The sequence below is a fragment of the Acinetobacter sp. B51(2017) genome, assembly GCF_003711395.1.
Classification (GTDB): domain Bacteria; phylum Pseudomonadota; class Gammaproteobacteria; order Pseudomonadales; family Moraxellaceae; genus Acinetobacter.
Genome location: NZ_PJRJ01000010.1, coordinates 23812 through 40558, shown reverse-complemented (window position 1 = coordinate 40558; position 16747 = coordinate 23812). Strand labels below are relative to the sequence as shown.

Here is a 16747-nt window from a genome sequence, read left to right as displayed (position 1 = left end):
CAAGAAGGGTACGCTATGCACATGCCATCGCCTCACAATGTAGCTCCCACTCAAGGTTTGTATCAACCCGATGAGTTTAAAGATAACTGTGGTTTCGGCTTAATCGCTCATATGCAGGGTGATGCAAGCCATGACTTAGTCAAAACTGCTATGCATAGTTTAAGTTGTATGACCCACCGTGGTGGTATTGCCGCAGATGGCAAAACAGGTGATGGTTGTGGCTTATTATTGGCTATGCCAAAAGCTTTTTTCCGTGAAGAAGCAAAAAAAATTAGTGATATCACCTTAAGCGAAGTGTTCGCTGTGGGGACTGTATTTTTAAATTTAGACCCAGCATTGGCTTTAGCTGCGAAACAGATTTTAACTAAAGAAATTGAAGCAGAAGGTTGCCGTGTCATTGGTTGGCGTGTCGTGCCGACCAATAACGATGCCTTAGGTTCAATTGCAATGCAGTCTTTACCGGCATTTGAGCAAATCTTTGTGAACTGCCCAATGGGTGTAACGGAAGTTGAATTTAACCGTAAGTTGGTGATGGCGCGTCGTCGTGCTGAACAACAAATCAATGATCCATACTTCTATGTCACCACTTTATGCTCAACTGTAATTAGCTATAAAGGCTTAATGATGCCGGTATACATTGCCGACTTCTATTTAGACCTCGCTGATCCACGTTTAGCTTCGCACATTGTGGTGTTCCACCAACGCTTCTCGACCAACACTTTACCGCGTTGGCCTTTAGCGCAGCCATTCCGCTATTTAGCGCATAATGGTGAAATTAATACCATTACAGCGAACCGTAACTGGGCTGTAGCGCGTACACCAAAATTTGAAAACCCACTGTTACCGGGCATCACCGATTTAAATCCAATTGTAAACCGTACTGGTTCGGATTCTTCAAGCTTAGATAACATGCTGGAATTATTGGTGGGCGGTGGTATGGATTTATTCCGTGCCTTACGCATGCTTGTGCCACCCGCATGGCAAAACGTAGAAACCCTAGATGCTGACTTACGTGCCTTCTACGAGTTTAACTCGAAGCACATGGAAGCATGGGATGGTCCTGCAGGTCTAGTGATTCAAGATGGTCGTCATGCGATTTGTATGCTTGATCGTAACGGTTTACGTCCTGCGCGTTGGGTCATTACTAAAAATGGCTATATCACACTTGCATCTGAAATTGGCGTTTGGGGTTATGAACCTGAAGATGTGATTTCAAAAGGTCGTGTTGGTCCGGGTCAAATCCTGGTGATTGATACCTTAACCGGTAAAATGCTCGACACCAAAGACGTCAATAATCATCTGAAAAACATGCGTCCTTACCGTGAATGGTTACGTGAAAATTCAGTACGTTTACAAGGTAGCCCAGAGCTTGAAGAGCATTTATGTGATCAAGGCTTAAAAGGCGATCAACTCAAAGCATCACAAAAGATGTTTATGGTGACCTTTGAAGAGCGTGACCAATTGCTACGTCCAATTGCAGAAAGCGGTCAAGAAGCAGTAGGCTCAATGGGTGATGATACGCCAATGGCGGTGTTATCGCGTCAAGTGCGTCATGTGTCGGATTATTTCCGTCAGCAATTTGCTCAAGTCACCAATCCACCAATTGACCCATTACGTGAATCCATTGTGATGTCGCTTGAGACCTGTTTTGGTCGTGAGCAAAACGTGTTTGAGCAAAGCCCTGAACATGCCGATCGTTTAATTGTGTCAAGCCCAGTGCTGTCCAATTCAAAAATGCATCAGATTCGCACCATTGGTCGTAAAGGCTATGAAATTGCCGATATTGACCTGAACTATGCAGAAACTGAAGGCTTAGAAGCAGCGATTGCCCGTATTTGTATCGAGGCCGCACAAGCGATTCGTGATGGTAAAACCTTACTTGTACTATCGGACAAAAAAATCCGTGAAGGCTATTTACCTGCCAACGCCATGATGGTGACAGGTGCGGTGCATCACTATTTAATCAATAATGGTTTACGTACTGACGCAAACCTGATTATTGAAACTGGTTTTGCGCGTGATCCGCATCAATTTGCTGTGTTACTTGGTTTTGGTGCAACAGCTATTTATCCATATCTTGCTTATGACGTGATTAACGATTTAATCGCCAAGGGTGAGTTATTGGGTGATCCAGTGTATGCACAAAATAACTTCCGTAAAGGCATCGAAAAGGGCTTATTAAAAGTTCTATCTAAGATGGGTATTTCAACGGTTGCGTCATACCGTGGCGGTCAGTTATTTGAAGCCGTAGGCTTATCCAATGAAGTCGTGAATAAATGCTTTATTGGTGTACCAAGCCGTATTCAAGGGGCGACTTTCGTTGACCTTGAAAATGATCAGAAAAAATTGGCAAGCCTAGCGTGGAAAGCGCGTAAGCCAATTGAACAAGGTGGTTTGCTCAAGTTTGTCTTTGATAAGGAATATCATGCCTTTAACCCAGACGTGATTAATGCCTTACACAAAGCAGTGCGCTCAGGTAATTATGCAGATTTTAAAGAATATGCAGAGTTGGTGAACACACGTCCTGTTGCGACGATTCGTGATTTACTTAAACTTAAAACAGAAAATTCGATTCCTGTAGAACAAGTGGAATCAGTAGAAGAAATTTTACCGCGTTTTGACTCAGCTGGGATGTCGCTTGGTGCATTGTCACCAGAAGCACACGAAGCGATTGCGATTGCCATGAACACCATTGGTGGTCGTTCCAACTCAGGTGAGGGCGGTGAAGACCCAGCGCGTTACGGCACGATTCGTAACTCGAAAATCAAACAAATTGCATCAGGTCGCTTTGGTGTCACACCTGCTTATTTAACCTCAGCAGAAGTGTTACAGATTAAAGTGGCACAAGGTGCAAAACCAGGTGAAGGTGGTCAGCTGCCGGGCGGTAAAGTGAATGGCTTAATTGCGCGTTTACGTTACTCTGTACCAGGCGTTACCCTCATTTCGCCGCCACCGCATCACGACATTTACTCCATTGAAGATTTATCACAGTTGATCTTCGATTTAAAACAAGTTAACCCACAGGCGATGGTGTCGGTGAAACTTGTTTCTGAGCCGGGTGTTGGTACGATTGCGGCAGGTGTGGCGAAAGCCTATGCCGATTTCATTACCATTTCAGGTTATGACGGTGGTACAGCGGCATCTCCACTTTCCTCAATTCACCATGCCGGTTCGCCATGGGAATTAGGACTGTCTGAAGCGCATCAAGCGCTTCGCGTCAACGATCTACGTGGCAAAGTACGCGTACAAACCGATGGCGGTTTAAAAACCGGTCTTGATGTAGTCAAAGCTGCGATTTTGGGTGCAGAAAGCTTTGGTTTTGGCTCCACCCCAATGATTGCACTGGGTTGTAAATACCTACGTATTTGTCACCTAAACAACTGTGCAACCGGTGTGGCAACTCAACAAGACCATTTACGCCAAGAGCATTATATTGGCGAGCCACAAATGCTGATTAATTTCTTCACCTTTATTGCTGAAGAAACCCGTGAATGGTTGGCGGCACTTGGTGTTTCAAGCCTTAAAGACTTGATTGGCCGTACAGATTTACTAGAAATGTTACCGGGTGAAACTGACAAACATGCGCATTTGGATTTAAGTGCGTTACTTGAATCGCATCCTGCAGCAGAAGGCAAAGCGCAGTACTGTGAAGTACAAGGCAATGAACCATTTGATAAAGGCATCTTAGCTGAGCAAATGATTGCTGAAATGTTGCCTGCGATTGAAGCTGGTACAGGTGGTAAATATCGCTTCACGATTGGTAACTGTGACCGTTCAATTGGTGCACGTATTTCAGGTGAAATTGCGCGTCGTTATGGCAACTTAAGCATGGAAGCGCATCCAGTCAAAGTGAACTTAACCGGTACTGCAGGTCAATCACTCGGTGTATGGAACGCAGGCGGCTTACATATTAGCTTAGAAGGCGATGCCAACGATTACGTCGGTAAAGGTATGGCCGGTGGTCGTATCTCAATTTTCCCACCAAAAGGTTCACCATTCCAAAGCCAAGAAACCGCAATTATTGGTAACACCTGTCTATATGGTGCAACAGGCGGTAAATTATTTGCTGCAGGTACCGCAGGCGAGCGTTTTGCAGTACGTAACTCAGGTGCCTTTGCAGTGATTGAAGGTGCAGGCGATCACTGCTGTGAATATATGACCGGTGGTATTGTCACAGTGCTGGGTAAAGTCGGGCATAACTTTGGTGCAGGTATGACAGGTGGTTTTGCCTATGTACTTGATCTCGATAATGACTTTGTCGATCACTATAACCATGAGCTGATTGAGCTGAACCGTATTTCTACAGAAGCCATGGAAGAACATAAAGCCTTCTTACTACGCATCTTAGATGAACATATTCAAGAAACAGGTAGTGCTTGGGCGTACAAGATCCGCCATGAGTTTGATTACTATAGTCGTAAGTTCTGGTTGGTAAAACCAAAAGCTGCTAACTTGCTGACTTTACTAAAAACAACTCAAGCAGATCCACAATAATTCCACGACCAAGACAAAGGCAGATGTCAGCCTCAACCTAAAACAGCTGACATCCACCGACGGAGACAGATATGGCAGAGCGCCTAAATAATGACTTTCAGTTTCTTGATGTAGCACGCCAAGACCCTGAGAAAAAAGATATCGATGTCCGCAAAGCTGAGTTTGTGGAAATTTATAAACCTTTTACTGCGGAAGTGGCAAAAAACCAAACCCACCGCTGTTTAGGTTGTGGTAACCCGTATTGCGAATGGAAATGCCCAGTGCATAACTATATTCCCAACTGGCTCAAACTGATTTCAGAAGGACGCATTTTCCAAGCGGCTGAATTGTGTCATCAAACCAACACCTTACCTGAGGTATGTGGTCGGGTGTGTCCACAAGACCGTTTATGTGAAGGTGCATGTACCTTAAATGATGGTTTTGGTGCAGTGACCATTGGTAATGCGGAAAAATATATCAATGACACCGCTTTTGCTTTGGGCTGGCGTCCAGATATGTCGCATGTGAAATGGACTAATAAAAAAGTAGCCATCATTGGTGCAGGGCCTGCCGGTTTAGGTTGCGCAGATATTTTAGTGCGTGCTGGTGTGCGTCCGGTCGTGTTTGATAAACGTCCTGAAATTGGTGGTCTACTCACATTTGGTATTCCAGAATTTAAAATGGAAAAAGATGTGATGAAACGTCGCCGTGAGATTTTCACCGGCATGGGCGTCGAATTCCGTCTGAATACCGAAATTGGCACTGACATCACCATCGAGCAATTACTGACTGATTACGATGCTGTCTTCATGGGCATGGGCACTTACACGTACATGAAAGGTGGTTTCCCTGGTGAAGATTTAGAAGGCGTACATGACGCTTTAGACTTCTTGATTGCCAACGTAAATCGTACTCAAGGTTGGGAAAAAGACCCTGCTGAATATATTTCAGTTGAAGGCAAGAAAGTTGTGGTGCTTGGCGGCGGTGATACCGCGATGGACTGTAACCGTACTTCAATCCGTCAAGGCGCAGCGTCAGTGACTTGTGCTTATCGTCGTGACGAAGCCAACATGCCGGGTTCACGCCGTGAAGTGAAAAACGCGCGTGAAGAAGGGGTTAACTTTGCCTTTAACCGTCAACCCATCGAAATTGTCGGTGAAAATGGCAAAGTGACTGGAGTAAAAGTAGTCACCACTCAACTCGGTGAACCAGATAGCCGTGGTCGTCGTAGCCCAGAGCCAATTCCGGGTTCAGAAGAAATTCTAGCGGCCGATGCGGTACTCCTAGCTTTTGGTTTCCGTACTTCACCTGCTGACTGGTTTAATGATGTAAAAATTAATCTAGATGGTTCAGGTCGCGTGGTTGCACCAGAACAGCAAGAATTTAAATTCCAAACGTCTAATCCAAAAATCTTTGCCGGTGGTGATATGGTGCGTGGTTCGGATCTTGTCGTGACTGCAATTTGGGAAGGTCGTCAGGCAGCTGAAGGAATTTTAGATTATCTAGATGTCTAAAAACGTTTAAATTCATTCAAGAAAAACCCGCATTCAGCGGGTTTTTTTATGGTGTTCATGAGCTTGAAAAATTTAAATTCAAAGCGCTAATGGCTCAGCTTTAGGCAATTCAAAATGCCAATTAAATAAAAACAACAATTCCTAGAAATGTTTATGTCTACAATGCTTATAATTTCTACAAATACAAAAAAAGCATAGGATACAGCAGCATGAACTTTATGAAAAAATCAGCTTTAGTCATTGCCTTGGCAAGTACCTTAACTTTATCGGGCTGTGGCTATAACACCTTGCAAGTCAAAGATGAAGCAGTCACTGCATCTTGGGCAGAAGTGCAAAACCAATATCAACGCCGTGCCGATTTAGTACCCAACTTGGTCAATGTGGTAAAAGGTTATGCCAAACATGAACAGCAAGTTTTAACTGAAGTCACCCAAGCGCGTGCCAATGTCGCCGGTTTAAAAGTCGATAAAGAAGTCTTAGAAGACCCCGCATTATTTGAAAAATATCAACAAGCTCAAGCACAAATGACCAGCGCTTTATCACGTTTATTGGCTGTGACTGAAAATTATCCTGATTTAAAAGCCAATGAACAATTCCGTGATTTACAAGTGCAATTAGAAGGCACTGAAAACCGCATTGCGGTGGCGCGTAATCGTTATATTAGCAGCGTACAAGACTTTAACAGTTACTCACGTCAATTCCCGCAGGTGATGACGGCAAAAGTGATTGGCATGAAAACCAAAGAAAACTTTAGCGCTGATGCCAATGCACAAAATGCACCACAGGTTTCATTTGACTAATACTTTCAACCTGTAGGAGACCAAGATGCTCATCAAAAGGTTGATTCATTTGATTATACTGCTGTTCATATTGGGCAGCAGTCAAGTTTATAGCAATGAAGCCACAGCAGTCGATTCAGGCGCAGATGCTGTGGTATTGGGTAAAATCATTCAGCCCCAAACAACAGCGCCTGCCTCTGAACAAAATGCGACAGCAAGTGCAAGTCGTACAGTTGAAAACGATTTAAAAGAGGGCGAAACCCGTGGTTTACCTACGTTAAATCAACCGATTATTGATCAGGCCAATCTATTAACTACTGCAGAGAAGCAGCAGATTAGTCAAAGCATTATCCAGTTAAATAATGAAGGTAAAGCACAAATTGGCGTGATTATTGTACCGACAACAGGGCAAGAAGATATTTTTGGCTTTGCTATGCGTGTGGCTGAAGCATGGCAATTGGGTAGTGCTAAACGTGATAATGGTTTGCTGATGGCAATTGCCGTCAATGACCGTCGTATACAAATTTTAACCGGTTATGGTTTAGAGGGTGTCATGCCTGACATCATCACCAGTCGCATTATTAATCAACAGATTACGCCTTACTTTAAGCAGAATCGTTATGCAGAAGGGATTGCCTCAGGCATTGGACAAATTCAAGCGATTTTAAATCAAGACCCAGAAATTGCTGCCCAAGCGGCACAAGAGTTACAAGAGCGTCAGCAACAAGCTTTACATGAGCAACAAGCGCGTGAAAGCACCATGATGACTGCCTTATTTATTTTAGTGGCAGGTGTCATTGCCTCTTATATTGTGGGAAGGCGTTTAAGTGCATCGACTGCAGCTGTGGCAGGATTAGTCGCAGGATTAGTCAATGGTGCAGGTTTACTCACCAGCTTACTGCTTGCTGGTGGTATTTTCGTATTGTTAATTAGTTCAATTGCCCAGTTGGTATTACAGATGTTTTTATCAGGGGGCGGCCGCGGTGGCGGCGGTTATCGTGGCGGTGGCGGCGGCTTTGGTGGGGGAGGAGCTTCAGGATCATGGTAACGACAACAGAAACAACCAATATTATTACACAGCCTAAAACTGAACATTTAGCTCAGCCTAGCTTTAAACGTTGGCTCAAGCATTTTTTATTTATGCCAGCCACTAAACGCTATTTTAATCAGCAAGACCAACAAGCGATTACTAACGCTGTTGAACAAGCTGAACACGGCCATGTGGGTGAAATTCAAGTGGTGATTGAAGGTCATATTCCATGTTCGCAAGCTTATCGCCAAGATGTCAAATTACGTGCCCGAGAATTGTTTGCTGAACTTGGCGTATGGGATACCGAGTTTAATAGTGGCGTTTTACTCTATATTAATTTATGTGAGAAAAGCGTGGAAATCGTGATTGATCGCGGTATTAAACACGGGACACAACAAGTGCTATGGGACAAAATTTGTCAGCAGTTATTAAATCAAATGCGCGAGCAGCAGTATAGAGAAGCTGTTGTTGAGGCGGTTTTAGCCATTGGTGAAGTATTAAACCAATTTTATGATCAAAAAGTTGTAGATTTGGATGATGAACTGGGCAATGCACCGATTTTGTTAGGTTAAAAATAGGTAAACAATTGACAATTTTTGTCAGTTGTTTACCTAAAATATACATAATTAAGTATGATAAAATTTTAGATAAAACAATAAAATCAATTATTTTTAATAATAATCAATTACTTAATATTAATATAAACTAAATATTTAACTTTGGCATAACATTTGCTTATATTACGCAACATAAATAAACATAAAACATTTGTGGAGAATGTTATGAACGCTCAAAAAGGTTTTACCTTAATTGAATTAATGATCGTTGTGGCGATTATCGGTATTTTGGCTGCAATTGCGATTCCTGCTTATCAAGATTACATTGCCCGTTCTCAAGCTACTGAGGCTATTACTCTAGCTGGTGGATTGAAAGGTGCTGTATCTGAGACATTTGCACAAGATGCAACTTGCCCTGATAATTCTAAAGCAGCTACTAATGGAATTAATTTAGCAACAGAAATTACTGGTAAGTATGTAGCGTCTGTTACAACAGGTGGAACTGCAGCAGAAGGTGGCGGTTGTACCATTACAGCTAAAATGTTGGGCACAGGTGTTAGTACTGGTTTAAAGGATGGCGAAATCGTTTTAACATTATCTAATGCAGATAAAGGCTCAAGTGTTTGGGGTTGTACATCAACAAATATTGATCAAAAATATTTACCAAAATCTTGTACTTCTAGTAAAAAAGCTGGCTAATAGCTTCAAGTAAAAAGGCTGCAAATTTGCAGCCTTTTTTATTTGTCTAAAAACAATACATAAAAAACTTAAAATTTCTTATCATAAGCATAAATTTTCCTCATTTTGGCTTATGAAATTCTATCTCCTTTTAATCGCTGCAGTGCTCATGGCATTGGCATGGTTGTTACCTGTGCATTACCGGCCTTGGGTCACTTACACAGGCGAACTATATGCCTTCTTCGCTTTAATTACTGTAAGTGCCATTTATCTTAAGCAAAAGCTGATTATTCCTAAAATTAGCTTTCCTTTATTAGGTCTAAGCTTAGTGCCTTTAATTCAATATGGTTTTGGGCAAGTCTTTTTCTTTGATAAAGCCTTACTATGCAGCATTTTCGTGTTTGGTTTTTGGCTGAGTATCACTTTGGGCTTTAATCTAGCTTCTGAATCTAAACAAGCCCGAGAAACACTATTCACCCATCTTTGTTATTTGCTCACCGCAGTCGGTGCAGCAACGGCATTTATTGCAGTATGCCAATGGGTCAATTTAGATGCCCATTTACCTGGTATGCACAATATTAAAAGCTTTGGTGGACGACCATACGCCAACTTTGCTCAGCCCAATAATATGGCGACTTTTTTACTAATGGCTTTATTGGCCTGTTGGTATTTATACGAAAAACAAAAACTAGATAGTAAAGTGTTAAGCTTTATTGCCGCACTGATTGTCACAGGTGTTGTCCTTGGTCAATCACGTACTTCATGGGTGGCATGTCTATGTATCTTATTCTATGGTGCTTATCAATATTACAAAGGCGTACTTAGCCTAAAATGGTATTACGTCACGGCATGGAGCGCTTTATTTGTGGTTATGCTGATTTGGGCATTACCGCTAAGCGTCACCATTTTATCGCCATTTGCAGATAGCGCAGTAGCCAGTGGTGCAGGGGCAGTTGAATTATCAAAACGTGCTACGGGCGATATGTCGCGACTTGCCATTTGGCAGCAAATGTTGCATGCGATTATGGAGCAGCCGCTATGGGGATATGGCTGGCATCAAACCAGTGTAGCCTACACGTTAATTAGTGATTATTTTCAAGGTCCTGTTTGGATTCGTAGTGCGCATAACTTTGTCTTAGATTTTCTAATTTGGAATGGCTTGGTTATTGGCTTAGCGTATTTGGCTTATTTTGCCTATTGGGGTCTGCAACTACTGCGCCGCGTCAACTCAGTAGAGTCTGTCATTGCCTTGCTGATGGTTACAGTATTTGTTGTGCATGCTATGTTGGAATTTCCGCAAAACTATGCCTATTTCTTGCTACCGATTGGTTTTATTATTGGGATTTTACAAGCACAATCCACGCCGCAAAGTTTCAGTCTTAGTCCGCGTTTTATGCAGGTGACTTTTGTGCTTGGTGTAGCAATTACAGCCTTAATCTATCGAGATTATGCAACGGTGGTGCCTAAGCTTAATCAATCCATGCGTTATGAAAAGACGCCTGAAAAGATCACCAATGATGATCGAGTTTATCTGTTAGAAGAGTTTAATCGCCGTATTGAGTGGATTCGTATGAATCCATATACCCAGCTTGAGCAAAAGCAGATTACTCAAATTAGTGAAATTGTTTTGAATTATCCAACTACGTATGATCTGTTTAAATACGCTAAATTATTGGCATTTAATGGTTATGCAGAAGAAGCTAAACATCAACTATGGCTCTTACGTGAGTTGCGTGATTTAAATATTAGCTATGAAGAGCTGATCGAATTGCAACCGCAGCCTTAACTAAAAAAGCCCGCAACTGCGGGCTTTTTGTTGTGCTTAAAGTTGGCTCTGAATATAGTTTTGTGTACCTACTTGTTCGGCAAGATCTAATTGGGTGGTGGTCCAATCTAAATATTCTTCTTCTTTTTCTAAAATTTCTTGCACTAAATCGCGAGTTACATAGTCCATTGAGCTTTCAGCTAACGCAACGGATTGTTGCAGGGCTTCGATATTTTCTTTCACCTTACGCACGTCGCAATTTAAGACTTCTAAAGTATGTTGACCAATATAAAGTTTGCCCAAATGCTGTAAATTAGGTAAACCTTCTAAAAATAAAATACGTTCAATAATTTTGTCGGCATGTTTCATTTGGCGAATCGATTCTTTATATTCTGCTGAACCGAGTTGCTCAATGCCCCAATCATTAAACATACGCGAATGTAAAAAATATTGGTTAATTGCGGTAAGGTGATGATACAGAACCTGATTTAATTGATGAATAACCTCACGATTGCCTTTCATTACACTTACTCCATTTGCCCTAAGGCTTTAATTTTAAATTAGAATAATGTTAAACAACAAATCAGCCAATGGCGAGTAATTTATAGAACAGCAAATGAAAATCGCAATCAACAACAACAGCTATTGCTATATTTGGCAATAAAAACCCGCTTAGAGTCATAAGCGGGGGAGGAGTTAGTTGCCTGAAGGCATATTATTATGGTTATAGGGCTTAAGCTGCTACGGAAATTTTAGCGGCAATTTGTGCCACTTCTTCACTAATGATTGAACGTGCTTCTGGTGCACAGCGGCCACAGCAAGTACCAAGGTCGAGCAAATCACGAATTTCACGGTAACTTTCTGCACCATTCGCAACAGCGTCTTTAATATCTTGATCGGTAATACCGCGACATAAACACACGTACATCAGTCATCACATAAAATGAAATAAGATAACTAGTATTATTGATAATTATTATCAATTGTCAATTTATTTCATCTTATTATTGGATAATATTTGATTGAGTTTTTGGATTAAAAAACGCCACTCAATCGGTGGCGTTTATATAGATAGATTAAGTTATTGATTAATAATAACCACACCATCCATTTCAACTAAAGCACCTTTTGGAAGGCTAGCAACGCCTAAAGCTGCGCGTGCTGGATAAGGTTGCGCAAAGTATTCGCCCATAATCTGATTCACTAATTGAAAATGTGAAAGGTCTGTGAGGAAAATATTGAGTTTTGCGATATCTGCTAAAGAGCCACCTGCAGCTTCACAAACGGCTTTTAAATTGTCAAATACACGGCGAATTTGCGCTTCAATGCCTTCAACCAACTCCATACTGTATGGATCTAAGCCAATTTGACCTGAAAGATATAATGTATCATTCACTAAAATTGCTTGTGAATAAGTGCCAATCGCAGCAGGTGCATTTTCGGTATGGATTACTTGGCGGGACATCAATTTCTCCTTATATCGTATATAGATACATCATAGTCGATGAATTTGGCTTGCAGAAGCATTATCGTTTAATTTGATTAACTTGCGACTTTGCTCGATTCATTCATAGGAATAGGTTGGAATAAACGACCAATACGCGGAAAACCAAACTGCATACGTAATTCACGAATAATTTTTGCGATATGCTGACGATTATTCACAACAATATTCACATAAGTTTTGCCTTCGTGTGGGCGTACCATTTCTACCCCAGTATGTTCTTTACGGCATTGATAGATTAAATCAGAAATTTGTTCGTCATTAAGACTCATATCAATGGCCAAATAAGCCGTAAAGCTGACTTCTTCCACCACATCATGCTTGTTATTCCAATGTAATGGCATGATATTTTCAGGATGCAAATGTTGTTCATGCAGTAAATTACGGCAACGCGCACGATGTACAATTAAACCACGACGTGATAAATGTCCTTGGATTGGATCGCCAAGCACTGGATTACAGCAGTGCGCGTATTTTACATCTACACCTTCAGTACCTTGAATAAGACGCTGTGAGTCTTTGCTGTGATGATCTTGTGAGAATAAATGGTTAGCCACCAGTTGCGGGAGTAAATCGCCGACTGCAATTTGCTCAAATAAACGATCTTTCGATTCTAAATGCCGCCATTGCAGTAAATCGATCCAATCATCGGCTGTTAAATCTTTAGTAGAGCGATTAAACAGCTTTAAAGCACGATCTAAGGCTTGTTGACCGACTAAGCGCTGCTCTTCAATATCTTGCTCACGTAAAATATTTTGAAGCGCACGACGCGCTTTTTGCGTGTTAATAAAGCTGAGCCAATCTGGATTAGGCGAAGCTAAAACATCGGTAATAATTTCAATTACTTGACCATGAGATAATGCAGTAGAAAGTGATTTGGTTTCACCATCAATTTTAGCACCTACGGCATGGTTACCTAAAAATAAGCTAGCCGAATAGGCAAAGTCGACTACGGTTGCACCTTGTGGCAACTCATGTAAGTGACCTTGTGGCGTATAGACCCAAATTTTTTCTTGGTGTAGATAATCCAGTAAATCGTTAAAGGTGGTTTTGGCGCAATCCCCATCAATCAAAACATTTAAATTTTGCATTGAAGCTTGAATGGCAGAACGACACGCTTGAGGTGCATTTTCTCCCAATACCACGCCAAAGCGTGCTGCTTTACGCATCAGCTCTGTTTGAATGGTCAATGATAGGGTGGTTTTTTCACCTTTTAAGGTCATTAATAGAGATTGGTTGCCACCTGGGAGGGGGCGACGAATATGATCTGCGTATTTTAAAACTTTAAAGTTTTCACGTAATACTTCTGCTAAACGGTCACAATCAGCAATGCTGTTTAAAATAATTTCAAAGGCATGGCTATGGGTGAGTTCTTGTAAGTTTAGATCGTTTTTAACAAAGTGGCGTAACAGTTCAATATTGTTATTTTTCTTTTTAATACGACCAGTTAACTGATGTTGCTCGAGTAAACTGCTTAATTTGCTTTCCCAAATCGCTTGATATTCACAGCGTTTTGGCTTGGTTTGTAACAACACTTCTTGAATGTTGTTATACATATCTAAATCAAGATTTTGATAACACAGATGTTCTAAGTTATCTGCCATCTCATTCATGCCGACAATGCGTGCCATAGGTACAAACACATCAAAGGTTTCTTGCGCAATACGGGCGCGTTTATCTGGGCGCAGCGCATCTAATGTGGTCATATTATGGTAGCGATCCGAGAGTTTAATAATAATAACCCGCGGATCTTGTAAGGTGGCTTGTAAAATTTTACGAAACGATGCGGCTTTATTAAATTCTTTGTCGCTAGAATGACTCAGTTTGGTTACGCCATCGACTAATTCAGCCACTACGCGACCAAATTTTTCGGTGATATCTTCTTTGCTAAATTCGGTATCTTCAATGACATCATGCAGTAATGCTGCCATTAAAGTTTCTGCATCTAAACGCATATGCGCCAAAATACAGCTTACCGCGATGGGATGTAAAACATAAGGTTCACCACTTTTACGGGTGACACCATCATGTGCCATATCGGCATAATCACAAGCGTCTAGCACGCGCTCGACATCACGTTCACTTAAATAAGCTTCGATAATAGTTTTGAGCTGTTGCTTTGCTTGATTGACATCTGCACCTGGCATAGAACACCTTTACGATACACGTTTTGCGATAAGTGAATGGGTTAATCCTCTAATGAAATGTATTCTGCGACTGTTGTCAATTTTTTCAGGCAAAAAATACAAAAAATCTTCATTATCAGTTGAGGGGCTATAGTTGATGTTATAGCGTTTATTCAAGCAATAGAAAAGTAGCTGCAATAAAAAAGCCTAGTATAAAACTAGGCTTTTATTAGAAAGTTAATCTTATTGGAAAGAAAAACCATCTAAATTCAAATTATTTGCAGAAAGTGCAAGATCAAGGCTTGAAGTTTGATAGTCTTGCTCACGTTGTTTCAAAATGTCTTTTGAAACGTGACCCGCAGCAATCTCACGTAATGCAACAACTGTAGGTTTGTCGTTGTCCCATTCTACGGTAGGTTCAATACCTTGACGTGCCAATTGACGCGCGCGTTTGCTTGCCACTAGTACAAGCTCAAAGCGGTTGTCTACATGGTCTAAACAATCTTCAACGGTTACGCGTGCCATAAGAATTCTCGGTTGAATAGTAAATTTAAACAGACTAAGCAGTATAAAAGTCTTTACTTAAATACTCAAGTTTTAATCACTCAGTAACAGGAGTAATCAGCTTTTGAATCAGGTCTTGATGACGTGCTGCTTGTTGATTAAGTACCAAGCGATTAGCCGTAATCACAGATTCAAGATCATGCAATGCTTTGTTAAAGTCATCATTAATAATGACATAATCAAAGTTGGTATATTGCTGCATATCTTCAACCGCACAGCTTAGGCGATGTTCAATCACTTCAACTGAGTCAGTACCGCGGTTTGACAGGCGTTGACGCAAGTCAAATTGGCTTGGTGGTAAGATAAAGATTTGTTTTGATTCAGGAAAAAGTTTACGTACTTGCTCGGCACCCTGCCAATCAATTTCAAGCAAGACGTCATGACCTTTAGCAAGTTGTTCTTTTACAGTTGCTTGCGCTGTACCGTAATAGTTACCAAATACTTCGGCATACTCAATAAAACCGCCTTCTTCAACCAGTTTTAAAAAGTCTTCTTTTTGTGCAAAGTGGTAATGTACACCGTCAAGTTCACCAACGCGTTGACCGCGTGTGGTATGTGAGACAGAAACGTGCAAGTTATTCACACGTTCAAGCAAAGCTTTAACAAGGGACGTTTTGCCCGTTCCTGATGCAGCAGAAACGACAAACAAGAGACCCGACATGATATTTTTCCTGATATGATAAAATATCTTCTCTATTTTAAAGTAGACAGCCACTAAACTAAATAGATGAAGTGAGTTTGTTTACATTTATTTCAAATCATTCATCCGAAACTAAACTGGGTATTGAGGATTCTATGGAAATTGTTTTGGCCAATCCACGTGGTTTTTGTGCAGGTGTAGACCGCGCAATTGCGATTGTAAATCGTGCCTTGGAATGCTTTAACCCACCGATTTATGTACGCCACGAAGTGGTACATAACAAGTTTGTGGTGGATGATTTACGTCAGCGCGGTGCAGTATTTGTTGATGAGTTGGATGAAGTACCAGACGACAATATTGTGATTTTTAGTGCACATGGCGTTTCTAAGGCAGTCCAGCAAGAAGCTGAGCGCCGTGGTCTAAAAGTCTTTGATGCAACCTGTCCTTTAGTCACAAAAGTACATATTGAAGTCACCAAATATGCGCGTGAAGGCATTGAAGCTATTTTAATTGGTCATGCAGGGCATCCAGAAGTAGAAGGTACGATGGGTCAGTATGACAAAAAAAATGGCGGCAATATTTATTTGGTGGAAGATGAACAAGATGTCGCGGCTTTAGTGGTGAATAACCCTGAGCAAGTGGCATTTGTCACCCAAACCACATTATCTATTGATGATACTGCTAAAGTGATTGATGCCTTACGTCAAAAATTTCCACATATTCAAGGGCCACGTAAAGACGATATTTGCTATGCCACACAAAACCGTCAAGATGCAGTACGTGATTTAGCTGCGCAATGTGATGTGGTTTTAGTGGTGGGTTCACCAAACTCATCTAACTCAAATCGTTTACGTGAACTTGCTGAACGTATGGGCAAGCAAGCTTATCTAGTCGACAATGCCGATGAATTACAACGCGCTTGGTTTAGCATAGATGCTAAGGTTGGTGTGACTGCAGGTGCATCAGCACCAGAAATTTTAATTAAGCAAGTGATTCAACGTTTACGTGACTGGGGTGCAACTGTGCCGCAAGAGCTAGCAGGACGTGAAGAAAATATTACTTTTAGTTTACCTAAAGAACTGCGCATTCCTGTGACCCAAGCCTAAGCGTCTACACT

The 16747-nt window shown here is 41.4% G+C and carries 14 protein-coding genes; 8 read left to right on the top strand and 6 right to left on the bottom strand.

The window, feature by feature from the left end:
• The first annotated feature begins 21 nt into the window (after positions 1–21).
• From gltB to CYK47_RS06605, 7 genes are all read left to right on the top strand, one after another.
• Positions 22–4494 (top strand): glutamate synthase large subunit, encoded by a 4473-nt coding sequence (gene gltB / locus CYK47_RS06635; protein WP_122900176.1) that lies wholly within the window; start codon positions 22–24, stop codon positions 4492–4494.
• A gap of 71 nt (positions 4495–4565) precedes the next feature.
• On the top strand, positions 4566–5987 hold the full coding sequence (locus CYK47_RS06630) for a glutamate synthase small subunit GltD family protein (protein WP_122900085.1): 1422 nt from the start codon (positions 4566–4568) through the stop codon (positions 5985–5987).
• A gap of 209 nt (positions 5988–6196) precedes the next feature.
• Entirely contained in the window at positions 6197–6787 is a 591-nt protein-coding gene (locus CYK47_RS06625; RefSeq protein ID WP_122900083.1) for a LemA family protein, read from the top strand.
• A gap of 25 nt (positions 6788–6812) precedes the next feature.
• Positions 6813–7814: a TPM domain-containing protein gene (locus tag CYK47_RS06620; RefSeq protein WP_122900081.1), complete on the top strand. Its 1002-nt coding sequence runs from the start codon at positions 6813–6815 to the stop codon at positions 7812–7814.
• The gene (locus tag CYK47_RS06615; protein WP_122900079.1) at positions 7808–8368 is read left to right on the top strand and encodes a TPM domain-containing protein; all 561 of its coding nucleotides are present in this window, start codon (positions 7808–7810) and stop codon (positions 8366–8368) included. The genes CYK47_RS06620 and CYK47_RS06615 overlap by 7 nt, the downstream gene beginning before the upstream one ends.
• A 210-nt stretch (positions 8369–8578) precedes the next feature.
• Positions 8579–9052, top strand: coding sequence for a pilin (locus CYK47_RS06610; protein WP_122900077.1), 474 nt, complete (start codon positions 8579–8581; stop codon positions 9050–9052).
• A 112-nt stretch (positions 9053–9164) separates the two neighbouring features.
• Entirely contained in the window at positions 9165–10817 is a 1653-nt protein-coding gene (locus CYK47_RS06605) for a PglL family O-oligosaccharyltransferase (RefSeq protein ID WP_122900075.1), read from the top strand.
• A 36-nt stretch (positions 10818–10853) separates the two neighbouring features.
• Here the strand turns inward: CYK47_RS06605 and bfr are convergent, their stop codons facing one another.
• The 6 genes from bfr to gmk all read right to left on the bottom strand — a co-directional run bounded on the left by bfr (position 10854) and on the right by gmk (position 15651).
• Positions 10854–11318: a heteropolymeric bacterioferritin subunit Bfr gene (bfr, locus tag CYK47_RS06600; RefSeq protein WP_122900073.1), complete on the bottom strand. Its 465-nt coding sequence runs from the start codon at positions 11316–11318 to the stop codon at positions 10854–10856.
• Positions 11319–11529: 211 nt separating this feature from the next.
• Positions 11530–11724, bottom strand: a complete 195-nt coding sequence (locus CYK47_RS06595) for a bacterioferritin-associated ferredoxin (RefSeq protein ID WP_122900071.1) — start codon at positions 11722–11724, stop codon at positions 11530–11532.
• A gap of 153 nt (positions 11725–11877) precedes the next feature.
• The gene (gene ridA / locus CYK47_RS06590; RefSeq protein ID WP_122900069.1) at positions 11878–12261 is read right to left on the bottom strand and encodes a deaminase RidA; all 384 of its coding nucleotides are present in this window, start codon (positions 12259–12261) and stop codon (positions 11878–11880) included.
• A gap of 77 nt (positions 12262–12338) precedes the next feature.
• Entirely contained in the window at positions 12339–14447 is a 2109-nt protein-coding gene (locus tag CYK47_RS06585) for a RelA/SpoT family protein (RefSeq protein WP_122900067.1), read from the bottom strand.
• Positions 14448–14669: 222 nt separating this feature from the next.
• Complete coding sequence (gene rpoZ, locus CYK47_RS06580) at positions 14670–14951, bottom strand: DNA-directed RNA polymerase subunit omega (RefSeq protein ID WP_067762989.1); 282 nt, start codon at positions 14949–14951, stop codon at positions 14670–14672.
• Between the two features lie 76 nt (positions 14952–15027).
• Positions 15028–15651: a guanylate kinase gene (gmk, locus tag CYK47_RS06575; RefSeq protein ID WP_122900064.1), complete on the bottom strand. Its 624-nt coding sequence runs from the start codon at positions 15649–15651 to the stop codon at positions 15028–15030.
• A gap of 134 nt (positions 15652–15785) precedes the next feature.
• On the opposite strand from gmk, the gene ispH reads away from it, so the two are divergent.
• Positions 15786–16736, top strand: coding sequence for a 4-hydroxy-3-methylbut-2-enyl diphosphate reductase (gene ispH / locus CYK47_RS06570; RefSeq protein WP_122900063.1), 951 nt, complete (start codon positions 15786–15788; stop codon positions 16734–16736).
• Positions 16737–16747 lie beyond the last annotated feature (11 nt).